General features: G+C 41.9%; 21 protein-coding genes. 6 read left to right on the plus strand and 15 right to left on the minus strand.

Going from position 1 to position 21,160, the window contains the following annotated elements:
- Positions 1 to 8 precede the first annotated feature (8 nt).
- The 5 genes from RL70_RS06240 to RL70_RS06260 all read right to left on the minus strand — a co-directional run bounded on the left by RL70_RS06240 (position 9) and on the right by RL70_RS06260 (position 4,142).
- Complete coding sequence (locus RL70_RS06240; RefSeq protein ID WP_039042567.1) at positions 9 to 1,214, minus strand: DNA repair exonuclease; 1,206 nt, start codon at positions 1,212 to 1,214, stop codon at positions 9 to 11.
- A 159-nt stretch (positions 1,215 to 1,373) separates the two neighbouring features.
- Complete coding sequence (locus RL70_RS06245) at positions 1,374 to 2,630, minus strand: ABC transporter permease (RefSeq protein ID WP_039042568.1); 1,257 nt, start codon at positions 2,628 to 2,630, stop codon at positions 1,374 to 1,376.
- Positions 2,623 to 3,522: an ABC transporter ATP-binding protein gene (locus RL70_RS06250; protein ID WP_039042569.1), complete on the minus strand. Its 900-nt coding sequence runs from the start codon at positions 3,520 to 3,522 to the stop codon at positions 2,623 to 2,625. The genes RL70_RS06245 and RL70_RS06250 overlap by 8 nt, the downstream gene beginning before the upstream one ends.
- A 98-nt stretch (positions 3,523 to 3,620) precedes the next feature.
- Positions 3,621 to 3,920, minus strand: a complete 300-nt coding sequence (locus RL70_RS06255) for a hypothetical protein (protein ID WP_039042570.1) — start codon at positions 3,918 to 3,920, stop codon at positions 3,621 to 3,623.
- 15 nt (positions 3,921 to 3,935) lie between these two features.
- The gene (locus RL70_RS06260) at positions 3,936 to 4,142 is read right to left on the minus strand and encodes a helix-turn-helix transcriptional regulator (protein WP_039042571.1); all 207 of its coding nucleotides are present in this window, start codon (positions 4,140 to 4,142) and stop codon (positions 3,936 to 3,938) included.
- A gap of 310 nt (positions 4,143 to 4,452) precedes the next feature.
- Here RL70_RS06260 and RL70_RS06265 point away from each other — a divergent pair, with 310 nt between their 5' ends.
- Together RL70_RS06265 and mgsA are read left to right on the plus strand one after the other, a co-directional pair.
- Positions 4,453 to 4,638: a YhzD family protein gene (locus tag RL70_RS06265; RefSeq protein WP_039042590.1), complete on the plus strand. Its 186-nt coding sequence runs from the start codon at positions 4,453 to 4,455 to the stop codon at positions 4,636 to 4,638.
- 56 nt (positions 4,639 to 4,694) lie between these two features.
- Positions 4,695 to 5,129, plus strand: coding sequence for a methylglyoxal synthase (gene mgsA / locus RL70_RS06270; protein WP_039042572.1), 435 nt, complete (start codon positions 4,695 to 4,697; stop codon positions 5,127 to 5,129).
- 15 nt (positions 5,130 to 5,144) lie between these two features.
- Here mgsA and RL70_RS06275 read toward each other — a convergent pair whose 3' ends face one another.
- From RL70_RS06275 to RL70_RS06295, 5 genes are all read right to left on the minus strand, one after another.
- Entirely contained in the window at positions 5,145 to 5,963 is an 819-nt protein-coding gene (locus tag RL70_RS06275) for an STAS domain-containing protein (RefSeq protein WP_039042573.1), read from the minus strand.
- 138 nt (positions 5,964 to 6,101) lie between these two features.
- Positions 6,102 to 6,884 carry an enoyl-CoA hydratase gene (locus tag RL70_RS06280; RefSeq protein WP_039042574.1) on the minus strand — a complete coding sequence of 261 codons (783 nt, stop codon included), beginning with the start codon at positions 6,882 to 6,884 and terminating at the stop codon, positions 6,102 to 6,104.
- 86 nt (positions 6,885 to 6,970) lie between these two features.
- Positions 6,971 to 8,476 (minus strand): coproporphyrinogen III oxidase, encoded by a 1,506-nt coding sequence (locus RL70_RS06285; RefSeq protein ID WP_039042575.1) that lies wholly within the window; start codon positions 8,474 to 8,476, stop codon positions 6,971 to 6,973.
- 105 nt (positions 8,477 to 8,581) lie between these two features.
- A complete protein-coding gene (locus RL70_RS06290) occupies positions 8,582 to 8,932 on the minus strand; it encodes a YlbF family regulator (RefSeq protein ID WP_039042576.1) in 351 nt (116 codons plus the stop codon).
- Positions 8,933 to 8,944: 12 nt separating this feature from the next.
- Positions 8,945 to 10,126 carry a DUF445 domain-containing protein gene (locus RL70_RS06295; RefSeq protein ID WP_052245812.1) on the minus strand — a complete coding sequence of 394 codons (1,182 nt, stop codon included), beginning with the start codon at positions 10,124 to 10,126 and terminating at the stop codon, positions 8,945 to 8,947.
- A gap of 131 nt (positions 10,127 to 10,257) precedes the next feature.
- On the opposite strand from RL70_RS06295, the gene RL70_RS06300 reads away from it, so the two are divergent.
- Positions 10,258 to 11,046 (plus strand): ABC transporter substrate-binding protein, encoded by a 789-nt coding sequence (locus RL70_RS06300; protein ID WP_039042577.1) that lies wholly within the window; start codon positions 10,258 to 10,260, stop codon positions 11,044 to 11,046.
- 294 nt (positions 11,047 to 11,340) lie between these two features.
- Here the strand turns inward: RL70_RS06300 and RL70_RS06305 are convergent, their stop codons facing one another.
- A complete protein-coding gene (locus RL70_RS06305; protein WP_039042578.1) occupies positions 11,341 to 11,733 on the minus strand; it encodes a ferritin-like domain-containing protein in 393 nt (130 codons plus the stop codon).
- A gap of 71 nt (positions 11,734 to 11,804) precedes the next feature.
- On the opposite strand from RL70_RS06305, the gene RL70_RS06310 reads away from it, so the two are divergent.
- Both RL70_RS06310 and RL70_RS17825 read left to right on the plus strand, forming a co-directional pair.
- Positions 11,805 to 12,008, plus strand: a complete 204-nt coding sequence (locus RL70_RS06310; protein ID WP_039042592.1) for a DUF5342 family protein — start codon at positions 11,805 to 11,807, stop codon at positions 12,006 to 12,008.
- 54 nt (positions 12,009 to 12,062) lie between these two features.
- Positions 12,063 to 12,209 carry a hypothetical protein gene (locus RL70_RS17825; protein WP_156137929.1) on the plus strand — a complete coding sequence of 49 codons (147 nt, stop codon included), beginning with the start codon at positions 12,063 to 12,065 and terminating at the stop codon, positions 12,207 to 12,209.
- A gap of 365 nt (positions 12,210 to 12,574) precedes the next feature.
- Here the strand turns inward: RL70_RS17825 and RL70_RS06315 are convergent, their stop codons facing one another.
- The 3 genes from RL70_RS06315 to RL70_RS06325 form a co-directional block, all read right to left on the minus strand.
- A complete protein-coding gene (locus RL70_RS06315) occupies positions 12,575 to 13,846 on the minus strand; it encodes an MFS transporter (RefSeq protein WP_052245813.1) in 1,272 nt (423 codons plus the stop codon).
- Between the two features lie 231 nt (positions 13,847 to 14,077).
- Positions 14,078 to 15,820 (minus strand): ABC transporter ATP-binding protein, encoded by a 1,743-nt coding sequence (locus RL70_RS06320; protein ID WP_039042579.1) that lies wholly within the window; start codon positions 15,818 to 15,820, stop codon positions 14,078 to 14,080.
- Positions 15,820 to 17,559 carry an ABC transporter ATP-binding protein gene (locus RL70_RS06325; RefSeq protein WP_039042580.1) on the minus strand — a complete coding sequence of 580 codons (1,740 nt, stop codon included), beginning with the start codon at positions 17,557 to 17,559 and terminating at the stop codon, positions 15,820 to 15,822. Before RL70_RS06325 ends, RL70_RS06320 begins: the two co-directional genes overlap by 1 nt.
- A 544-nt stretch (positions 17,560 to 18,103) precedes the next feature.
- Here RL70_RS06325 and RL70_RS06330 point away from each other — a divergent pair.
- Positions 18,104 to 19,453 (plus strand): hemolysin family protein, encoded by a 1,350-nt coding sequence (locus RL70_RS06330; protein WP_039042581.1) that lies wholly within the window; start codon positions 18,104 to 18,106, stop codon positions 19,451 to 19,453.
- 38 nt (positions 19,454 to 19,491) lie between these two features.
- Here RL70_RS06330 and RL70_RS06335 read toward each other — a convergent pair whose 3' ends face one another.
- Complete coding sequence (locus RL70_RS06335; RefSeq protein WP_039042594.1) at positions 19,492 to 21,048, minus strand: carbon-nitrogen hydrolase family protein; 1,557 nt, start codon at positions 21,046 to 21,048, stop codon at positions 19,492 to 19,494.
- Positions 21,049 to 21,160 lie beyond the last annotated feature (112 nt).

Raw genomic sequence — 21,160 nt, forward strand, 5'->3', positions numbered from 1 at the left:
CTCTATTTTCATGTCGAGAGCTCATTTGAAATGAGTTTTCCTGCTTCTCTGCTCAATTCTTCTTTCATTTCGGAGGTTAATGAAGACAAATAAGGTCCCGAGCGTGCATGCTGATAAACATCCTGCAATACCGTTTTCCAATCTTCTTCATCCCAATTGTCCATCTGCTCTTTCACGGATCGAACGAGTGGAGAATCCGGCAAGAGCGCACTCTTTTGGTTCGACTCAAATAATAGCTCAGAGAACCAAGCACTGCGATCCGCTGAATCACGAAGAACTTCTAGCCATTCTTCGTCTGATGAACCGCTGAACAGTTGAGTTGCCTCTGCACCAATGTTAACGTTTCGGATACTAAGAATACTCGCGCCATTCCGCTCAACGACTTCAATCGCAGCATTCTGACATGCAGTCAGCCACTCATTGGCAAGCCCCATTTCCGTGCAATCCATCTTAATCTCATCAAATACAAGGACTGATGTCGGAACGAAGCTTAGTGAGGCAACATTCTCCTCAAGTTCCACTTCGTAAAAGCCTTTCACTCCCTGTTCGTTGCGATGACGACCTTGCAAGTTCCCCGGATAGACGATTGGGGGCTCATTATGTAAAAGTTGACGTTTATGAATATGTCCAAGCGCCCAATACTGATAGCCCTTTTCTATCAACGCTTCTTTTGTAAATGGGGCATAGACGGCGTGCGTTTCTTCCCCTGCGATACTGCCATGAAGCATGCCAATGTCAATCGTTCCTAGTTCACGATTCGCTTTCGGGTAGTGTCCAATCATCGCTTCTTTAATGTGACGCTCCTTATAGCTGAACCCATGGATCCGAATACGCTGCCCTCGAACAACAAGTTCTGAGGTTTCCACTTCCGGACCAAATACAGTTACGTTAGCCGGTAATTGGAATCGTGTCCACTTACCTCCGAGATGATCATGGTTCCCATAGGAAATGAACACCGGAATACTAGCTTGTTGCAAACGCTCAAGTCCTTTGACAAATCTCATTTGTGCTCGCAAACTACGATCTTCTCCATCATAGATATCACCTACAATGAGAACAAAATCCGGTGTGGACTGCTCCGCATACTGGATCATTTTTTCATAGGCTGCAAATGTGCTTTCACGAAGTTCAGTCAATCGTGATATCGGCATGTCCGTTATTCCTTTAAATGGACTGTCTAAGTGCAAGTCCGCAGTATGTAGGAATCTAATCATTGATAGTGGACACCTCCTAAAACGAATATTTGTTCTAATTTTACCATATTCCAAGTAGTTACGCGACAGCAATCAAGAGATTTCCACTTGTAAAAACTCCACAAAAAAGCAGAGGATTCGTGCTTTCCTCTGCTTGAACACTCGATGATTCAACTAGTCTTATTCTTTTCCTAACTGAATCGCTTTCTTAATATCCTTCAATGATCGGGATGGACCATACATGAGGACACCGCCACGATAAACACGCGCTCCAAACCATCCTAGTACAAAGATGGTCACAAGCATAATTGCAATCGCAAGAAGTGGTTCCCACATTGGTAAATCCAACATGCCTACCCGTAAAAACATTACCAGTGGTGTGAAGAACGGGAAGAAAGATGCGTACTTCAAGTACACGAGTTCAGGATTCCCTAACCCTGATGCTGCCAATATGAATGCTGCAACAATCATGAGCGTCATCGGCATAATCATCTGCTGGACGTCTTCTGTACGGCTTACGAGAGAGCCTAAAAGAGCTGCTAGCGTCGCGTATAAGAAGTACCCGAGTAAGAAGAACACAACTGCATAGACAAGTGTCATCGGATTAATGTCTGTAAAGTTGAAGAAACTGCCGATCCCCTCAGTCGCTTCTGAAGGAGAAGTTTTAAAGGCGATGAATCCTGCAATTCCGTAAAGCACAATCTGGACAATACCAAGTGTTCCGATTCCGAGTACTTTAGCAAACATATGCTTTACCGGCGATACACTAGAGATCAGAATTTCCATCACTCGGGAGGATTTTTCTGTTGCGACTTCCGTTGCAATCATTCCTGAGTACAGGATGACAGCAAAATAGATTACAAACATGAGGACATACACTAATATACGTGCCTGATTCAACTCATCCTCAGATTTTGCTGAAGCAGAAATATTATTCTTTTCAAAGTTTACTTGTGTAAAAAGAGAATCGACTTGTTCACTCGACAAGGATAGCTCATCAGCTTTGACCCCCGCCTGAACAGTTTGCAGCGCATTGCGCAACGTTTCCGGCAAACTAGTTTCAATGCTACTGAGAGTCGTATACTTTGCCTGGATTGTGTTGGTTTCATCCAAGGATAGCGTCAGAAACGAATCAATATCTTCAGAACGGACTTGTTTCTCCAAATCCTTCTCACTTTCTTCTGTCGACTCCACCGTAATGTCAGACTCATTCGCTTGAAGGACTGCTGCGAGTGGGTCATCAAGTTGCCCACTCGCGTCGATTACTTTAAGTGTTGTGGGCTCGTCACCACCAATCCCATCAATCGAATCGAGAATTCTTGGTAAGTTTGACAGTAAAAAGATACCCGCTACCACTAGTACTGTCGTAATGACGAATGACTTCGTCTTTGCTTTCGTCATAAATGCTTGTTTGAATATAATCCAGAATTCACGCATGTTCCTTCCCCACCTTTGCAATGAAGATATCTTGAAGTGTCGGTTCTTCGATTTCAAATTGTCGGACAGGTCCAGCTTTTAACGCTTCCGTCAGAAGTAGTTCTGCTGTTTCGTCAGAATCTACCTGATAAACTGCACCTTCGACCGTTGGTTTTACAGAATTCACGCCTGGAAGTCCAGCAAGTGCATCCAGTTTATAATCTGAACGGATGCGTACATTTTGTTTTCCAAATGAGCGTTTCACTTCTTTCAATGTCCCACTGACAATTTGCTTGCCCTGATCAATAATGCTGAATTGCTCACATAATTCTTCCACATGATCCATGCGGTGACTGGAAAAAACAATCGTCGCTCCGCTATTTCGAATATCAAGAATCGCTTTTTTCAACATCTCCACGTTTACTGGGTCTAGCCCTGAGAAGGGTTCATCCAAAATAATTAGTTTCGGCTTATGTAAAAGAGCTGCAATCACTTGGATTTTCTGCTGATTCCCTTTTGACAGTTCCTCCACTTTTTTGTTCAAATACTGCGGAACTTCAAAACGATCAAGCCACCCGCCAATTTCCCGTTTCGCATCGGACCGTTTCATACCTCGCAGCTCCGCTAAAAAGAGCAGCTGTTCTTCGACTTTCATTTTCGGATACAGTCCGCGCTCCTCAGGTAGATAGCCGATATGAGGGCTCGTCGCATAAGAAATCGGTTTCCCATTCCAAGTAATACGTCCTTCGTTTGGTGTCAGAAGTCCTAGAATCATTCGAAATGTCGTCGTTTTGCCCGCACCGTTCGCCCCCAAGAAACCATACATCGCTCCTTCTCCAACTGTTAACGAAAGGTCATTCACAGCTGTGAAGTCACCGAATCGTTTTGTCACGTGTTCAATTTGTAATGACATGGTTGTACTCCCCCTTATTTCTCTATACTAAAGATTACGATTTACAACTCAATCCGTTTCAATATTTCGCAATCTCTTTAACTATTTCAATACTTATCTTATAGTTTTCTGTTATAGATAAGTACAGCTACAAAATACGTAAATAATCCAACACCATACAAACTTGCTAATAACATAGATGCGAGCGTCCATCCCTCTATTATTAAAACTGCTATAGCGAGGAGATAAGACAGTCCAACGAAAGTAATCCATGAAACCGTTCTTGCTTTGACATCTACTTTTTCATATCGTTCATCGAATAATCGATTTTTCTTGCCTCTTCGCCAAAATATCAAAGCAATGATTGAAACAACTCCGAAACCTACAATGAAACCAGAAGCGGTTGACATCCAATCCATTCAAATTCTCCTTTTCTACTTTTCTTCCGTTTCATCCGGATCAAATATCATTTCAATTGGGCGATTGAACAACTTGGAAATTTTAAACGCTAGGATAAGCGAAGGATTGTACCTACCTTTTTCCAGAGAGATAATCGTCTGACGAGATACTTCCAAACTTTCAGAAAGTTCATCTTGCGTAAGACCCATTTCCATTCGGATCTCTCTTATCAAGTTTTTCACTCAACGGGTCCCCTCCCTTCCCATCTATAAATAATAACAAGGGATCTCATTCAGTAGTAAAGGTACCTTTACGTAAAGCGTACTTTACAAACCTTACAATGTCAAGCAACATTTACATTCCATTTGTGTGGTAATAAAAAACAGTGCCTATTTGAAGTAATCACTTCTAAATAGGTACTGTATTAAACCACCAGTTTTGTATGCATAATATTCTATATTAGTTGAATTAAGAATTCCTTTGGTAATGAATCACTATTCATTTATGGTAGGAAACGTGTATACTAGAGGAAACGGATTGGAGTGGATGATTGTGAGGACGTATAAATTGACGGCGTATGAAAAGGATGGAAAAATGATTGCGGATGAGACATTTACTGCTGATACAGACGAGGCAGCGAAAGTGAAAGGACAAACGTTGCTGGAAGAGCAAAACCTGCTCAATCAGACCCATCGCCTCGCTTCACCTGCAGGTAAATTATTGTTGTTTCATGTTTAAAGCGTTTTCCGATACAGTGTGCTATTCTGTAAACAATCAGTTAGGAGGCGCATACCATGAAGATTGCTTTAATTGCCCACGATGAAAAAAAAGACGAAATGGTAAACTTCACGATTGCCTATGAATCGATATTTGAAAATTATACGCTTTACGCTACAGGAACTACTGGGAAAAGAATTATGGAAGAGACTAAACTACAAGTGAATCGTATGAATTCTGGGCCACTTGGCGGAGATCAGCAAATTGGTGCGATGATTGCTACTGGAGAATTGGATCTCATCCTATTTTTCCGGGATCCATTGACAGCACAACCTCATGAACCAGATGTCAGTGCGTTGTTACGTCTTTGCGATGTATATGGCATTCCACTTGCAACAAACATTGCGACGGCTGAACTGCTCATTCGCTCCATTGAAAAAGGCTATTTTCAATGGCGGGATACTGTAAATAAATACAAACAAAAGACGCTTGCCCGCTTTGACCGCGGATAAGCGTCTTTTTTCAATTTATAAATAGGACTGTAAAGCACGTTGAAGCGTACCAAGGGTCTTTGTTTCCCCCTCAAAACGAATACCAAGCGTTGCCATTTTGCGAACAACCTCCGGACGAAGCCCCGTGATGACAGTTTGGCAGCCCATCAGCTTCGTACTTTCAATGACTTTACTCAAATTATCAATGACTTCGTGTTCCATTTCTGAAATTCCTGATAAATCGAGGATGAGCGTTTGAATGTGAAGACGACCAATCTCGTTCAACACTTTTTCTTGAATTACAGTCGTCCTGTAATAATCTAGCATTCCAATCAACGGCAGAATACTAGTTGTCGGTGTGATGGGGATAATCGGAACCGACAAGTTTTCCACCAAATTCTTTTGGGCTTTGATTTCCTGATCTTTGTATGAAGAATAGCTTATAAAAAATGCATTTAAAAAGTGATCCAATCGGGAATTGACTTTCTTTTCAAGAACAAAGAAATCATTCAATTTAAACTCTTTCATATTCACTTGTATGTACTCTTGTGTAAACTTCCATAATGTACGTCGGATTGCGGATACCCATTCCAGTTTGAACGCGAGTGTTAGTGAATGCTTCGCCCATGCAATTCCTTCCTCTTTAGCAAAAGACTCCAACTCATCTTTTTTTGCTTCAATTACAAAGGCAACAAGTTTATGAGCATTCTCGATCAAGTTAATATTACCGATTCGAAGAATTTCTTCGATTCTATCATTGACGGTGACTGCCTGTATTAAGAGCTCTTGTTCGAATTTATTTTTATTTTCATCCATAAACTGTTTAACTTTCGGATTAACATTGTCACTTGACATGCTGCTGCCTCCTTCATTGACTTGAATTCAAACAAACATTTTAATAGTTCCCTTTTTCTACGTCCCCAAACCTTTTTCTAAATTTTAAGTCAAAAGTAAAACCGACAGTCAGCTAAATGAGATGCCGGTTTTGTTTGATTAGTTCCCTGAGAAAACAGGTTGTCGTTTTTCCACAAATGCACGAATGCCCTCTAAATGATCTGCCGTGTTTCGCATCGCCACTTGAGATTCGCTTTCCAACTGAAGCACTTGCTCAAGCTCTGTTCGCTTACTTTCATGCAAAATTCTTTTAGAAGCAATCATTGCAGATATCGGTGACCTGAGCAATCCATTGGCAAGTTGACTTGCGGCTACTTCTGCTTGTCCATTTGGAACGAGTTCATCGACAAGACCTGCTGCTTTTGCTGTCTTCCCATCGATGACTTCTCCACCCCAAATCATTTTCTTCGCATTCGTGGTACCAATACGTTCTTTCAAGAAGAAATGCCCACCGCCATCTGGCACGAGCCCGATGCCGATAAAGTTCATAGCCAGTTTACTGTTTTCCTCAGCAACTAGGATATCGCATCCAAGTGCTAGACTGAAACCAAGTCCAGCAGCGGAACCATGAATGACAGCGATCGTGATTTGTGGCAGCAAGTAGAGTGTCTTTGCTAGGCGTGTAATGTGTTGCATGACATCTCCCATATCCATTGGTGACTCAGGGTCGATCATTTTTTTAATATCTCCACCCGCTGAAAACGTTCGACCTGCTCCTTTGATGAGTAACACCTGTATTGTATGATCAGACTTAAGCTCTTCAAAAGCATCTGCTAATTCCTTCATCATCACATCGTCCATCGCATTCATCGAATTCGGTCGATTTAGTGTAAGCGTCGCAATCCGATCTTCTTTTGTAAGTTCTATTGTTTGATACATGATAACTCCCCTTTTCCCAATTAATTTTACTGTCAGCTAAACTGAATAGCCATTCATTAATCTAATTCGGGGTAAAGGTGAAAACTCCTTTATTTTGAAACAGGTTGTGGAAAGATCTCATCCAGCAACTCTAACTTTCTTTCAATGGATTCTTGGTACGATAAGATATAAGCGGCTGGATCTTTTGGATTATGGAATTGTGTAATCCGGCCAGTCTTCGGGTCACGGAACTTACTAGAGGCGCCGCAACCAATACCGATAATGGACTGCACTTCTTCCATGATCATAATATTATAAATGCTCTCTTCACCCGGCTTTGAATACCCTACGTTCTCCAGATTCCCAAGAATGTTTTTCTGGCGATATAAATAATACGGGACATATCCATTTGCTTCGGTCCACTGTTCGCCAAGCTTCATCATTTGCTCAGCAGTCGGGCGATCAGCCACTTCGTATTTCTTCTTATTCCGTGTCATTTCGGAAGCGCGTTTAAAAGAAAGTGTGTGAATCGTCAACGACTCTGGCTGAAGTTTTTCCGTTTCTTGCAGCGAATGACTGAACTCTTCAATACCTTCGTTTGGCAGTCCGATGATTAAATCCATATTAATGTTATTCATGCCCATGGAACGGGACAGCTTAAATTTGTCGATTGTTTCTTGAACTGTATGATGACGACCGATTGCCTTCAGCGTTTCGTCTGTATACGATTGTGGATTCACACTAATCCGGTCGATACCAAACTTTTTGAGCACATCAATTTTAGCGGGAGTAATCGTATCCGGTCGCCCTGCTTCTACCGTCACTTCCCGTACTTCTTTCATGAACGGGAAAGACTCAATCATGACTTGATACAGCGCGTCCATTTCTTCTGCTTCAATGGATGTTGGCGTACCGCCGCCGAAATAGATCGTTGTCACTTTGACATTCCGTTCAGTAAGCCATTCTCCGAGTTGCCGAATTTCTTCGTGTAAGCCATCTAAAAACGTCTCTACACGGCCGCTTTTACGATGGATCGCGTACGCAGGAAACGTACAATACGCACACTTTGTCGGACAAAACGGGATACCGATGTAGATACTCACTTCTTCTTGAACTTTGTAAAGGTCCGGTACAGCTTTCAATTGAATGTCGGTGATTGTCTCAAGCAAGTTCACTTTTCGTTCGGACACACGGTGTTTATCCATCAACAGTTTCTTTACGTCGTGCGCGTTATGACCTTCCTGGCGATACTTATGGTAAAGTTTCGTCGGACGAATCCCCGTCAATATGCCCCACTCTTGGTTCATGCCCGTAAAGGATTCCAGAACTTCCAATAATACATGCGAATAGAGCCGCTTCCATTGGCGGTTCTGATCTTTTTCATTGCCGCCTTCAGCATTCTCTTTGAACTCCGCATGGTAGGTTTTTTCTTGAACCGTAAGCTCCGCTGTAACTATCAGGAGGTCTCCTTCCTGACGCTCTTCGAAGCGCAAATCGAGCTCTCCGGTTTCTTCTTTCTTAGCAATTTTTGTTTCCTCAAAAAACAGATTGGAGAGATGGATGAACATCCGTACCCAATCTTCTTTAAAATCGCCGTGAAGTGCGATAGTTTTCATAGCTAGCCCAACTTTCTCATGGATCAAAATGATCCGATTGTCTGTGATACTCAGTATAGCAAACCACGAAAAGAAAAAACCAGCCTCATTGGGCTGGTTTTGGTGTCAATTCATTGTCTCGTAAATTTCTTGAACAGGTTTCATGAGAATCCGGTTAATTTCTTCGATGACTCCGCTTAGCTTCATTTCCGCTTCTAGCATTGCCATGATTTTCGGATTTTGTTGTGAAAGTTGAGCTGTTTTTTGAGCATGCTCTAATTCGTCCGGCTGAATTTCTTCACCCGCCATTTGCTTTTGCTGCAACGTAACTTGGATTTCACGGAAATTGCGGAACATTTCAAGTGCTTCGGGGTCCGCTTTGACGTTTTCGATCGCCTCTTTAACCGCTAAAAATTCATCTGTCGTACGTAGTGATTCTTCCAACTTATTAATGTCATCATAAATATTGACTGCCATGTAAAATTCCCCCTAAGTAAGATTTGTAAAGTATACAATGAGTCCTTGCACAATTCCAATCATACCACCTAATAGAGCGCCAAGGACGGTTATCATTTTAAACTCTCGTTTTGAAATCCCCAAAACAAGATCTTCAAGTACTGAAACTGGGAATGTGTCTACTTGTTCTTTCACAATTTGGTCTAGCTTTAATCTTTTCAGGGACTGTTCCAATTGGATCTCTGCTTGTGTGAATGCAAACTCGATGACTTTAGGTGTTAAGTTTGTTGCAGTCCACGCAGCACCAGAAGACCAGTAATAGTGAATCGGCTGAGCGAGTCGATTAGAAACATCCAATTCCTTAAGCAAATAGTTACGCAACGTGACACCAAGGCCATCCCAGTCAAAACCACCTACTAGTTCTTCCATAGGTCTCTGCTTCAATTTGTTCCATTCTTTCGTAAGCATCGTTTCAATAAGTTGTGTGGTCCCAGGTGCGGCGATGAATTTCTTCGCTTCCCGTTGTACCTTTTCAACTAGCGAGTTCGAGTCTCCGAAAAACATATTGACCATTCCGCCAAGTGTCCCTTTTGACCCTAGGAAATCTGTGATCAATCGTTGAAACATCACTTTCCCTTCATAAGAATCCACGAATTGATCCGCTCGATTCAAAACATAAGAAGTCACTGTTGGAATATGAGTTTCCGCTTCCAGCAACCATTTCTCTGGAACCTTTTCTTCTACAGTTCCCGATAAAATTGCATGTTTTGCTCTATCAAATCGAGCGTCAATAAGCACAGCAGTTTTTTGCTCCAGAACTAGATCCAGATCGGAAACCCCTGCGAGCTCAAACCACTCTGCAATCGTTCGCTCGGAGTGGAATACTTCCTTCTCCAATCGACTTTGAACGAATTGTTCTGCTTTGGCTGCCATGTCAGGTGTCAATAGGCGCTTTCGAAATGTATCCGGTGTCAGTAAATAATTTGTTACGGTTCGCCCTAGTTGTACAGCAAGTTCATCACGTCGTTTCGGGATAAGTCCCGGGGTAAATGGAACCCGCCAACTGCCGATATATTTTGCCTCGTGAGGTCGAAATAACATCTTGATAGCCAGGTGGTTCGTGAAGCCCCCGATTACTGCTCCGATGAGTGCCATGAACAAAAGAATCCATAAAAATTCCAATCGCTTCACCTTTTCCTGTTCGATTTCTTTCATCTTATAACAGAACACCATGGTTAACCAACTAATTAGGCTGTCTGTCCTGTATAACAATCGGCTGAATTTGATGTGAAAATCCAGTATGATGAACAGTATAGATGTGCTCCTCAGATAGAAAGGATGATTTTATGGAACGAACTGTACAAGACGCACTCGGAAGATCCGTAACTTACACCTATCCACCGAAACGAATTATTTCCCTTTGTCCTGGCATTACAGACACCTTATTTGCATTAGATTTGCAAGAGGAAATTGTGGGAAGAACCCGCTTTTGCATTCATCCCTCTCCAGCAGTATTGGATGTAAAAGCCGTTGCTGGTACGAAAGATATAAAATTAGATGCCATTTTACAATTGAAGCCGGACCTGATCATCGCAGAGAAGGAAGAAAATACGAAAGAAATTGTAGAAGCGCTTGAACAACACCTCCCAGTTTACGTAGCGGAAGTACAATGCGTGCAAGAGGCATATTCGATGATTGAAGACATTGGAGATGTAACCGATCGGCGCAATGAAGCTCGAAGCTTGATATCTAAAATTCAAGCCGGATTCCATTCTCTTCAAGGGCTAACCTCAGGAAATGCCATGTATGTCATTTGGAAAAAACCTTATATGGCAGCTGGACGTACAACCTATATCGACTCACTACTTGAAACACTCGGTTTTTCCAATCCAATCCGTGTATTACCTGGAAGATATCCAGAACTTACGACTCATGATTTTCAGTCCGCCAATCCAGACTTGGTACTTTTAGCTTCAGAACCATATCCTTTTAAAGAAAAACATGTTCCTGAATTTCAAGAAATGCTTCCAAATGCTACGATATTACCTATAGACGGGGAGATGTTTTGGTACGGTCCTAGAATGCTGGAAGCCACGTCTTACTTCAAAGAATGGCTTAGTAAAGCCACTCTTTGAAGGTCAAAAAACAATTATAATTTTCCCATTAATTACTACAAGGCAACATATTTACACATATCATTTTTAGTGCTATAGTTGTCCTATCGACATAACTTTTATCATGGAATCTGAAATTCCGACAGGGCTTTTAGTAATGAACCTTCTCTTTCCATCGATACTCTGTCGAATGACATTTTGACAGTGCGCTGTCTCTCAAACTTTGCATTTCTGATTGGCCTCAGGAATTCATTTAGCATCATATACATACAAAAACCACCTTCCGCATTTTTACGAAGGGTGGTTTTTGTCAGTTCAAGGCAGTGCATTGTAAATAGTGGACATTCGGATTGCATGCTCCATTTCATCATGAAGTGCAATGAACAGAGGATTATATGCCTCTTCAATCGGAATGGTCAACAACATTTCCTTATACGTTTCAATGTCCTCCAATTCATCGACAAGCGCTTTCTGCACACATTGTTTGGCATCATAGCAAGGAACAGGACGTTTCGGATTAGGCACAAACGATCCAGTCAGCATATAATGGAGCTGTTGAAACATTTCGTAATGACTTTTCTCGTCTTCATATGCATGGCGGACAAAATCTTTCCACATCGGTTCTTTTAACTGGTCATGCAGAGACTTGTAAAAAAAGTAGGCTTTGTATTCATCATGAATGGCTTGCTTTAGTTTTGAGACAAACACGTCTCGCCCTCCTAAATAGTTTACTTTAACTATATGCAGAGGTGAATTGAATCATGAAAGGGGTAAATGATATGTTACAGCATTTTCGAGTACAGCCCATGTTTGAAGGTGGACAACTGCCCGGTTGGACGTTTTCATTCCAGCAAGGTTCTGAGCGATTTACAGGAGATTATATGCCTGATGGAACCATTAAGTGGACAAAATCCACACCTAATGATGAAGAATCCGTAAAAAAAATGGTACACGAGCTCATGACCTTTCACGTGTATGAATAAGGAGCTCGTTTATGCACAGACTATCTGTATTAATTAATTTTGGAGGGAATGTGCATGGAAGAAAAGACTCCTGAACAATTGGCAAAAGAAAAACAACAATTGTATGTTGAAAATCAAAAAACAGAAAATGTTTTTGAAGACAAAGATCGTATGACCGATGAACAAAACGCTTGGAAAGAAACGCAGCCTAAGCGGATGTAGCTGTCGGATCAATAATGACAAAAAGTAAAGGGCTAGTCTAAAAGGGGTTATTTTCCTCTTGGACTAGCCTTTTTCTCTTTAAATCAGCCATATAACGGAGTTGATTTTCGTTTCAGGCGGACGCTTTCTTACATTGAATCAAGAGTTTTTATAATATTAATGTAGAAGAATTAACATAGGAACTCCATTCAACCATTTCTTTTCGTTCCAGGACTCGCTTTCCGGCGGGCATGGCTTGAGCCTCCTCGTTCGCTTTGCTTCCTGCGGGGTCTCAAGGCTCATGCTATTCCCGCAGGAGTCGAGCCTTCCACTACAAGCAACGGTTAATCTTTTAGCTAACGAATACTGAACAATGTGCCCCTCAATTAGTCTTCAGATAATTTTTGTTTGCCAATCACTACATAGTAATAAATCGAAGAAATTACATAGAGCGCTGCTGTGATACTAAATGCGATTGCATAGCCCCAATAAAAACCACGTGCTACGACGAGGCCAGTTGCAATTGGGGCCATCGACGCCCAACCTAATTGGAATACGGTTTGGTTCATCGAGTTCGCGAGTCCCCTATACTTATCTGAAACGAGTTCCATCGCAACAGCACTTTGTATCGGATTCCCTGCATTCATAAGCGCTTGGCGGAGTAAAAACCCGAGAGACGCTAACATTAGTGAATTTGTAAATCCTGTGAGTAGTAAGAATGGGATTGAAAGCAACTGAAATAGAATAAGTGCCTTCACTTTACCAACTTTTTTTACAAGTATGGGACCAATAAGCACCGCCACTGCAGTCATAGCAGATCCAAGAGATAGTATCAGTCCGATATACGAGTTGGAAGCACTGAAACGATTGGCAAAGTATAAGTTTAAGTAAGGAACCACAAGACCCGAACCGATTCCAATCAGCAATCCTGCGAACGAAAAGTGAAGAATGAGGATGAAGTTCTTTTTGAAACTTGTATCCCTCATTTCCTCGGGAGTTGCTTTAATTTCCTTCTGAGTTGTTTCACGTACTTGTACTGGAATGGGCGGTTTGTCTTTCAAGGCGAACAAGGGTGGAAGCCCTAACGCAAATACCCCTGCGCCAACATATAACGACCATCGAATTGCATCCACTGCTCCCATATTGAAGAACAGTTGCAACCCATCTGCTAGCAATCCCCCTGCAAGACTTCCGATTACCTGAGAAACAGTGATCAGCGCAAACTGGATGCTGAATAGTTTGACCCTTTCAGATGGAGCTGAGTTTTCAGCGAGGAATGGAATACCCGATACTTGTACAAACGCCATAAAAACTCCTGTGAGTGAGGATACGAATATAATGGGTTCTTCCATTACGGTTGCACTTCTCCAAAACAAAGTGGCGACCGTAATGACCGCTCCCCCTGTAATCATCCACTTGCGACCAAATTTATCGCTTAAAAATCCAGCAGGAACGAGCATGACAGCTGTAGCCAGTGCTGTCATGGAAATCACTTTTCCATTTACGGTTTCAGGCATACCAAGTTCACGAATATACAAATTGTACATAACCATAAAGGCGCCAAGTCCGATTTGAATGAAGATATTTGCGAGCAAGAAGAATTTCACGTTTCGATTATACGATAAGATCGTTTTTTTCCAATCATGAATCAGGTTCAAGGGAACCCCTACTTTCTTATCCGGAATTTTCGATACTCTAAATATATGGTTTTTCGGGTAGGTACGCAATCCTTTTTCGAATTATGAAACATATAGGCAAGAGGTTATGCTAGAGTACATTTCTCTAAATTTCCGATTCCTTGATTAAAAATGCTGATTCCTCTTCCTCGTATACTCCCCAAAAAGCTCATAAAAAAAAGCCGAAGCTCATTGGCTTCGACTTTTTCAATATTAAACAGAAATCCCTGATTGCAACTTATACATTTGTGCATATTGACCGTCGAGCTGGACTAATTCGTCATGCGTTCCGCTTTCAACGATTTCACCGCGATCTAACACTAGAATCTTGTCTGCGTTTTTAATCGTTGAAAGTCTGTGAGCAATGATGAACGTCGTACGTCCCTTTTTCAATACGTCCATCGCATGCTGAATAATTTCCTCCGTCTCTGTATCAATATTGGAGGTTGCTTCATCCAATATTAAAATCGCAGGGTCGAACGCGAGTGCCCGCGCAAAAGAAATGAGCTGTCGTTGTCCACTAGAGAGAGTGCTTCCTTTTTCAACAACAGGTTCTTCAATCCCTTTAGGCAAATGCTCAAGAACTCGTTCTCCACCAACTGCTTCCAACGATTCACGAACTTTTTCCCTGGAGATTCGTTCATCGCCAAGACTGATGTTGGATTCAACAGTTCCAGTGAACAAATAAGGATCTTGTAGTACGATGCCCATATGATTGCGGATCGTCTGGCGTGGTAAGGAAGTAATGTCGTGACCATCGATTAAAATCTTTCCTTTAACCGGATCATAGAAACGGAATAACAAGTTCATGATTGAACTTTTCCCTGAACCCGTATGACCAACGAGTGCCACCGTTTCCCCACGTTTCGCTTCGAACTTAATGTCCTTTAAAACATATTCCTCTTCTTTGTAGGCAAACCATACATCCTCAAACGTCACATTTCCCTCGTAGCGCTCCATTCGTTCATCACTCACAGATTCTCCAGATCGATCTAGTAGCTGGAACACCCGCTCTGCAGCAACTAAAGAATGTTCGAGTCTCGCGAACTGATTAACAATACCTGTTACAGGGTTAAACAGACGTGTAATGTAGTCAACAAACGCATACAGTAAACCTACGGATACAACGCTTTCTGTTGTAATTGAAGCTCCTGCGAAATACCAAATGAAAATAACGAATGTAATCGATCGTATCGCATTGACCAAGTTATGGGACGTTGCCGCTTCCACTTTCAGTAACTTCGTCTGGTAGTCATAATGCGTCGTATTCAGTTCTTCAAATTCGTCTTCCATCTGTTTCTCGCGTCCGAATGCCTGAATGATCGTCATCCCGTTAATAGATTCATTGATCATCCCATTCATGTCGCTGACTTTTGCCCGGATGACGTGATTGACTTTGGAAGCAAATTTTCGATAAAGAATCATCCAGATGTAGAGTAGTGGTAAGACAAAAAGCAAAATCGCTCCCATTTTCGGATCCAAACTGAATAATGCTATATAGATTCCAATGATGTACATGCCGCTAATCGCAAATTGAGATACGACGGTTACGTACAAATGTCGTATGGCTTCGGTATCATTCGTCACACGCGCCACAACTTTACCTGCAGGCAAGTTATCAAAATAACTGATCGGCAACGTTTGAATATGTTGATATAGTTCATTTCTCATTTTCTGGACAATCCGGTTCGCTGTCGCCTGCAAAAGCAAATACTGTCCATAACGGAAGATTGCCGTGACAACTGCTAGGCCGAAAAAGATTGCGAGAAGTTTAGCAATCGGTTCAAAATCAATGCCACCTGTTGCTGCACCTGCTATATGATTATCTATAATTTGTTTTGCAATGATCGGGCCAAGCAAATCTGCCCCAACCGCTATCGCGAGGAGTGCCATGCCGCCAACGAAATACCCTTTGAATTGTAGCGCATAGTTTACTAATCGTTTACCTGTCGTCATTATTCTCCCCCTCCGATCTGCTGGCGATCATATTGTTCTTTATACCAGCCGTTCATCGAGAGCAAGTCTTCGTGATTTCCTTCTTCAATCACACGGCCATCCTCAAGGACAATAATCCAATCCGCATGCTGAATTGCTGATAATCGGTGCGTTGTGATAATTGTCGTTTTCCCACTACGCTCGTTTTGGATGTTCTCAATGATTCTTGTTTCCGTTTTTGCATCTACCGCAGATAGTGAATCATCCAAGACCAGAATCTCTGGATTTTTCACAATAGCACGAGCGATAGAAATTCGCTGTTTTTGTCCACCTGAAAGGGCGACTCCTTTTTCACCGACAAGGGTTTGTAACCCTTCCGGCAATAGTTCCAAGTCCTTTTCAAAGTGGGCAAGTCGAATCGCTTCTGCAATATCACGATCGTCTGCATCCGGTTTACCAAATAAAATATTGTCGCGAACCGAACGTGAAAATAACACATGATCCTGAGGCACATAACCAATCCAGTTACGGACTTGCTCCTTCGTCATATCATCCAAACGGTTCCCGTCAAATGAGAGCAAGCCTTCACCTGCAGGATATTCGCGCAGCAACTGTTTGACAAATGTCGTCTTTCCGCTGCCCGTTTTTCCAACGATACCTAATGTTTGGCCACCTGATAGTTTCACACGGATCTGATCCAAGTTTTTACGTTCAGACGTTGGATATGCAAAACTGACGTCTTCAAAACCGATCACTCCAGGACGGTTCATCTGCACAGGCATCGATGGATCTCTGACATCTTCAATTGCATCCAATGTTTCTTGAACGCGATCGAGTGATGCATTTCCGCGTTGCATGACATTGATGAGTTCACCAATGGCAAACATTGGCCACACAATCATTCCGAGATAGACGTTGAACGTAACCAATCCACCTAATGACATCTCTCCCACGGAAACCAAATAGGCTCCATAACCGAGACCAATCATATACGATAACGATGTCATTATTTTTGATATGGGGGTGAACAGTGCGTCGATCCGTTCAACTTCCATATTCTTTTGGTAAACGTCTTCTGTCGCATCTTCAAAGCGCTTTTCTTCAGCGCGTTCCTGAACATATGCACGCACGACCCGGACACCCGCCACAGCTTCTAGCACGTCATCATTCAGATCACCGAATGCCTTTTGTGCGGTTACGAATTTGAGATGTATTCGTTTTCCAAGCACTTGCATTAAATAAGCTAAAATGGGTAATGGTAAAATTGCTGCAAGTGTTAGTTTCCACGACACGAGGAACCCCATCATGACAATTAGGGTGAACAAGTATACCGTGGAGTCAATCAGCGTCATAATTCCAAATCCAGCCGTTTCAGAGATGGCTTGAAGATCATTTGTTGATCGGGCCATTAAATCCCCTGTTTTGTTACGTTGATAAAATGACGGGGTCATCTTTAGAAAATGGCGCATTAAATTGCCACGTAATTTCCGTTCAATGACATTGGCGCCACCAAACAATTGGTATTGCCAAACGTAATCCCCAATATATCCAATTACAATAATGAGTAACATGATGCCGATATATGTCCAAAGCAATTGAGCATTCATCGTATTCAAGTGGATTCCGTCGATTGCCTTACCTATAATCCATGGGGGGATAATTCCCAAGATACTTGACATAATTAATAATAGGAGAGCAATGGTATAGCGCTTCTTATTCTCCTTAAAAAACCAACTTAATTTCCCTAAAACCGAAAACATACTATATCTACGACCTTTCTTGGAGCAACTTCAGCTATCCGCCTTCTGGTGTCTCCTTTTTAAGCAATTTTATAGGTTGGAACGTTTCGTTCATCACATCTATAGCTCCCCTTTCGTATTAGTTGTATATGCAACACGCTTTGCGTGATAACACCTTATTTTAGTGAACATAAAAAGACACACGTTCTCCATTCAGAGACGTATGTCTGAATAGGGAACGGTGCCCTGTAACCTAACGATTTTAGATTCAATCTACTATAATCGCGGTGCGAAGGGCCAAGCTTGAAGTTGAGTGATTTTGTGCGCTACACGTTTGTTCATGTCAAGCCCTCCTTTTCCTTTCGAGTTTCGAATAATATTAGATTATCACGCTCTTTTGAACATTGTCAATACTTTTTATGAAATCTTTTGAAAATTTCATAGGTTCTTACAGGAGATTCCAGAGGAAAAATCATTGTATTTCTCGCTTTAACCATTTATGATTAGTTCAACTACCTAATTTTAAACCACAGGAGGTGTACGCTTTGTTTCCCCCTTCACTGGCATGAAACAAAGCACCCATTTGGATATTCCCATACGCTTGGCAGCATTTGCTGCCTTGATCGCCCTCACTGCATTTTTTGTTGCAGCTGAGTTTGCAATAGTGAAAGTCAGAATGACACGAATCGATCAGCTAGCTTTAGCAGGCAACAAAAAAGCTGTAAATGCTAAACGAGTTGTAGATAACCTCGATGAATACTTGTCTGCCTGTCAGCTCGGAATTACGATTACCGCACTCGGACTCGGTATGCTTGGAGAACCGACCGTTGCGTTAATGCTTGAGCCTCTGTTTACTTATTTGCAGTTATCAACTAGCATGACAGTCTTCCTTTCTTTTTCTATCGCGCTTATTGTCGTGACATTCCTTCATGTTGTCATTGGTGAGCTTGCTCCAAAAACGGTAGCGATTCAGAAAGCAGAAACGTTAACACTTGCACTTGCAAAACCACTCATCATCTTTTATCGCACGATGTATCCGTTCATTAAGATCTTAAATGGTTCAGCAAGATTAGTGACTCGATTATTTGGCTTTCGACCAATCCATGAAGCAGATGTAGCCCATACAGAAGAAGAATTGCGAATGATTTTGTCCGACAGTTTGAAAAGCGGGGAAATCAATCAATCCGAATACAAATATGTGAACAAAATATTTGAATTCGATGATCGGATTGCAAAAGAAATTATGGTTCCTCGAACGGAAATGATGACCATTGAAAAAGAAATGACCGCTGCTGAAATCTTCAACATGCCTGGCATCGAGCAATTCACTCGATACCCTGTTACCGATGGTGACAAGGATCATGTTATTGGTCTCGTTAATATGAAGCATTTGCTCACAGCATATATTAAGAACCCTAAAAACGGAGAGTTACCGGTCACTGCGTACATGCAGCCGATTATTCGTGTCATTGAAACGATGGCAATTGGAGACTTGCTGTTAAAAATCCAACGAGAACGCATTCATATGGCGATTCTTATGGATGAATACGGTGGAACCTCCGGATTGGTTACCATTGAAGATATCCTTGAAGAAATCGTTGGTGAAATACAAGATGAATTTGACCAAGACGAATTACCAGATGTTCAGGTAGTTGGTGAAGGCCATTTCATCCTCGACGCAAAAATGCTTTTGGACAACGTCAATGATACACTTGGCATCGACCTCGATGAAGAGGATATCGATACCATTGGTGGATGGTTCATGTCTCAACGCTTTGAAGCCATTCCCGGAGAAAAAATTATAGAACAAGGCTATGAATTTTCCGTCAAAGACGTGGAAGGTCACCACATTCTCTATCTTGAAGCAGAGAAGCTCGAAGATGAGGAAGCAGACTTAGAAGAAGAAATGGTGTAATAAAAAGAGACGACTCCTTTTCGGAATCGTCTCTTTTTTTATTGCTCTGCATTTTTTTGGAAGTACTCTACATTGTAGATATCTCGACGGCGATCCTTCAACTGCTTCACCGTTCCGTCTTGACGCTGTCGCTTCAACACTTCTAAGTCCACATCTCCAATAAGCACTGTTTCTAAGTTTGCATTCGCTTCTCCTACAATCCCATCCCTGGCAAATTCAAAGTCCGAAGGGGCAAAGATTGCAGATTGTGCATATTGAATATCCATGTTAACCGCCTGCGGCAAGTTTCCAACCGTACCAGAAATGACCGTATAAATTTGATTTTCGACAGCACGAGCCTGCGCACAGTAACGGACTCTCAAATAACCTTGCCGATCTTCTGTACAGAACGGCGTGAAAATGATATTCGCCCCTTTTTCAGTAGCGATTCGAGCAAGCTCGGGAAATTCAATATCATAGCAAACTTGAATGGCAATCTTTCCACAGTCTGTGTCAAAGACACGGACGGAATCTCCCGCACTGATTCCCCAATATTTCTTTTCGTTCGGTGTGATATGGATCTTGTATTGTTTATCGATCGAACCATCCCGTCTAAAGAGGTAAGAGATATTGTAAATCTCCTCATTCTCTTCTTCAACGAAGTGAGACCCGCCAATAATATTGACGTTATAACGAACCGCCAAGCTGTTAAATAGTTCGATATATTCTTCCGTATACTCTGAGATTTTACGTACAGACTGACTTGCAGAACGCTCATCTAGGAAGGACATGAGTTGAGTTGTGAAAATCTCTGGAAACACTACAAAATCCGAGTTTGCATCTGCAGCGATATTCACAAAGTATTCCACTTGCGATGCTAGTTCGTCAAAGCAAGAAATTTTACGCATCAAATATTGAACGACACAAATACGCACGGGATAACTCGTTTTATAATGACGTTTTGAAAGTGCTTTGTAATCGATATTATTCCATTCCATCAGGGTTGCATAACGCTTGGACGCCTTATCATCAGGCAAGTAGTTTGGATTGATACGCATCAGTGTGAAGTCATTCATCAGCTGGAACGTTAGAACGGGGTCATAGATGCGATGTTTTGCAACCGAGTTAACGTATTCTCTCGGCGACATCTCATCTGAGTGCTTATGGTAGTTCGGAATGCGCCCACCGATAATGATGGACTTCAAATTCAGTTCACGAGCAAGTTCTTTTCGTGCCTCATAAAGTCGTTCACCGACCTTCATGCGTCTAAATTCCGGATGAACCATCACTTCAATCCCATACAAATTGTACCCTTCAGGATTATGGTTCGTTATGTAGCCATTATCAGAAATGTCGTCCCATGTATGGCGATCATCATATTCTGCAAAATTCACAATTAAGCTTGAGCATGAACCAATAATCTGTCCATCCAGCTCAGCAACAAATTGCCCCTCTGGAAATACAGTCATGTGACTCTTCAAATGTTCCGTTTCCCAGGGATCCATTCCAGGGAAACAAGCTTCCTGCATCGCTAATATTTCAGGTATGTCCGACATTTCCATTTGTCGAACTACCATGCTTATTTCAAATGATGATAAATCAAATTCTTCGCTCAACACAAATCACCTCTCTACCTTGAATACCCTATTTTTCGAAGATTATGCCCAACGTTAGCAAAAAAGTTGATTTCCCTCTATAATAAGGAGTTGAAATCGCTGAGAGGAGCAC

This window comes from Sporosarcina sp. ZBG7A (genome assembly GCF_000813425.1).
Taxonomy (GTDB): Bacteria; Bacillota; Bacilli; order Bacillales_A; family Planococcaceae; genus Sporosarcina.

Coding starts and splice junctions, on each gene's coding strand:
- RL70_RS06240 (WP_039042567.1), bottom strand. CDS start 1,214: ATGATTAGATTCCTACATACTGCGGACTTGCACTTAGACAGTCCATTT.
- RL70_RS06245 (WP_039042568.1), bottom strand. CDS start 2,630: ATGCGTGAATTCTGGATTATATTCAAACAAGCATTTATGACGAAAGCA.
- RL70_RS06250 (WP_039042569.1), bottom strand. CDS start 3,522: ATGTCATTACAAATTGAACACGTGACAAAACGATTCGGTGACTTCACA.
- RL70_RS06255 (WP_039042570.1), bottom strand. CDS start 3,920: ATGGATTGGATGTCAACCGCTTCTGGTTTCATTGTAGGTTTCGGAGTT.
- mgsA (WP_039042572.1), top strand. CDS start 4,695: ATGAAGATTGCTTTAATTGCCCACGATGAAAAAAAAGACGAAATGGTA.
- RL70_RS06275 (WP_039042573.1), bottom strand. CDS start 5,963: ATGTCAAGTGACAATGTTAATCCGAAAGTTAAACAGTTTATGGATGAA.
- RL70_RS06285 (WP_039042575.1), bottom strand. CDS start 8,476: ATGAAAACTATCGCACTTCACGGCGATTTTAAAGAAGATTGGGTACGG.
- RL70_RS06290 (WP_039042576.1), bottom strand. CDS start 8,932: ATGGCAGTCAATATTTATGATGACATTAATAAGTTGGAAGAATCACTA.
- RL70_RS06295 (WP_052245812.1), bottom strand. CDS start 10,126: ATGAAAGAAATCGAACAGGAAAAGGTGAAGCGATTGGAATTTTTATGG.
- RL70_RS06300 (WP_039042577.1), top strand. CDS start 10,258: ATGGAACGAACTGTACAAGACGCACTCGGAAGATCCGTAACTTACACC.
- RL70_RS06310 (WP_039042592.1), top strand. CDS start 11,805: ATGTTACAGCATTTTCGAGTACAGCCCATGTTTGAAGGTGGACAACTG.
- RL70_RS17825 (WP_156137929.1), top strand. CDS start 12,063: ATGGAAGAAAAGACTCCTGAACAATTGGCAAAAGAAAAACAACAATTG.
- RL70_RS06320 (WP_039042579.1), bottom strand. CDS start 15,820: ATGACGACAGGTAAACGATTAGTAAACTATGCGCTACAATTCAAAGGG.
- RL70_RS06325 (WP_039042580.1), bottom strand. CDS start 17,559: ATGTTTTCGGTTTTAGGGAAATTAAGTTGGTTTTTTAAGGAGAATAAG.
- RL70_RS06330 (WP_039042581.1), top strand. CDS start 18,104: ATGAAACAAAGCACCCATTTGGATATTCCCATACGCTTGGCAGCATTT.